3 protein-coding genes are annotated in these 2127 nt (G+C 64.4%); all 3 read left to right on the top strand.

Going from position 1 to position 2127, the window contains the following annotated elements; genetic code table 11:
• Positions 1 to 360, top strand: a 360-nt coding sequence (locus EOA86_RS32005) for a M24 family metallopeptidase (RefSeq protein WP_128345266.1), incomplete at its 5' end; no start/stop codon positions are given.
• Between the two features lie 355 nt (positions 361 to 715).
• Positions 716 to 1396: an isochorismatase family protein gene (locus EOA86_RS32000; protein WP_128345265.1), complete on the top strand. Its 681-nt coding sequence runs from the start codon at positions 716 to 718 to the stop codon at positions 1394 to 1396.
• A 27-nt stretch (positions 1397 to 1423) separates the two neighbouring features.
• Positions 1424 to 2127 (top strand): alpha/beta hydrolase fold domain-containing protein (locus EOA86_RS31995; RefSeq protein ID WP_245497443.1); only part of this gene is annotated, 704 nt, incomplete at its 3' end.

The raw sequence follows: 2127 nt of genomic DNA, 5'->3' as shown, positions 1-2127 counted from the left end.
GCCCACGACCAGGTTCAGCACAACATCTCGATCGTCAAGCCGGGCATGGCGTTTCGCGAGATTGCCGAAAAGGCCTGGAAGATACCGGATCGCTTCGTCGACCAGCGCTATACGTCGGTGATGCACGGCGTCGGCATGCATGGCGAGACGCCGTTCATCGCGCATGCCATGGACTACGAGACCTATGGCCGCGACGGCTTTGTCGTGCCTGGCATGGTGGTGAGTGTCGAGAGCTATATCGGCGAGAAAGGCGGCCGCGAGGGCGTCAAGCTCGAGGACGAGATCCTGGTCACCGAAACCGGCACCGAGCTACTGTCGCGCTTTCCCTATGAAGACGATTTCCTGGAGAAACAGGTTTGACGCTCATTCCCTCGCGCAGCAGTTTTGATAGCCGGACGCGTTTGACCGGTCGCAGGCCTTGGCGACTGTCGCAAACACCCTTCGCTTCGTCGTCCTGGGGCGGAGCAAGGAGCGCAGCGACACGGCGCAGACCCCAGGATCCATGTCGTGACTTCAGAGCGCTGCTGCGGTGCGGAATTCTGTTCCGCCGCACTCCTCGACAGCCGTCACGGCATGGATCCCAGGGTCTCCGCGACGGAGCTTCGCTCCTGCTTCGCCCTGGGATGACGAAGCTGGCTAGGCGTCAGCCAATCCCCACGGCTTGCGGTAGCCCACCGAAAGGAACAGCGTTGGCCGGGAAGCCAGGCGCGGTCGCATGAAAACGCCCATTTCCATCGAACGCGGCACGGCGGCCGCGGTTTTCGTCGATCTCCAGGAGGAGCATCGGCAGGACAAGCGCTATCTGGTCGAGGGTTTTGGCGACATTCTCGCTAACGTCCAGCGCCTGCAGGCGACGGCGCGGGCCAATGATGTGCTGCTTTATCATTCGGCCTATATCGTCGATCTCACCAGGGAGGCGCGGCGGTTCCATCCAGTCGATGCGAATGGCAGGTCGGCTTTCTCCGACAAGGACGATCCGTTGACGGCGATCTGTCCGGAAGTGGCGCCGGTCGCCGGCGAGATGATGCTGGTCAAAACCGAGGCCAGCGCCTTCGGTGCGGGCCCTGCCGGCGGCCGGCTCAAGGCTAGAGGGATCGAGTGGCTGGTCGTTGCCGGCGTGTGGACCGAGGCCTGCATCGACGCCACCGTCAGGGATGCGGTATCGTCAGGCTTTCGCGTGCTTTTGGTCAAGGATGCCTGCGGCAGCGGCAGCACGGCGATGCACCAGACCGCGATCCTCAACCTTGCCAACCGGCTCTATGGCGGCGCCGTGACCACGACCGAAGGCGCTTGCCGATTGATGGCAGGCGAGACGGTCGATGCATGGCAGGTGGTGGGCTCGGTGCCTTTGCGCTTCACCTATGAAAACGCGGCCCAGCTCTACGAAGAGCTCTGACGCTTCCAGCGGATTTGGTGGGACCGGATGGCGATGGTCAGCGATGCCGCAAAGCCCGAGACAGCAAAGCGCGGAAAATACGCGACGCTGCTCGACCCGGCGCTGTGGACCTATATCGACCGGGTCAATGCATGGTATCCGCCCGGCATGGACCTGCCGGTCGACAAGCAGCGGTCGGTCTATGACGCGATGTGCCGGGCGTTCCACGCAGGCATTCCCGCAGGTGTCGAAGCCAGCGACGGCACGGTTGCCGCCGGCAGCCGTGCGATCCCGATCCGGCGCTACCAGCTCGCGGGGAAGGCGCCGAAAGCGATGGTCGTCTATTATCACGGCGGCGGCTTCGTGCTTGGCGGGCTCGACAGCCATGACGACATCTGCGCCGAGATCTGCGCCGACACCGGCTTTGCCGTGCTGTCCGCCGACTACCGGCTGGCACCCGAACATCTGCATCCGGCCGCCTTCGACGACGCGCTGGCGGTGTTCGAATGGGTAGCGGCGACAGCCGGCCTGCCGATCGTGCTGGGCGGCGAGAGCGCCGGCGGCAATCTTGCCGCTGGGGTGGCGCATGCGACGCGCCATCATCCTCGCCCCGCAATCGGCCAGGTGCTGATCTATCCCGATCTGGGCGGTCCGGAGCCAGGCGGCAAAGAGAGCGCCGGCTCCTATGTCGAGCACGCCGAGGCGCCGCTGCTGACGCTCAGCGACATCGAATATTACAGACAAGTCCGCTC

The sequence above is a fragment of the Mesorhizobium sp. M5C.F.Ca.IN.020.32.2.1 genome (assembly GCF_004023105.1).
GTDB classification, from domain to species: domain Bacteria; phylum Pseudomonadota; class Alphaproteobacteria; order Rhizobiales; family Rhizobiaceae; genus Mesorhizobium; species Mesorhizobium wenxiniae.
Note: the sequence above shows the minus strand (reverse complement) of the source record. Positions and strands in the feature narration are given on the sequence as shown.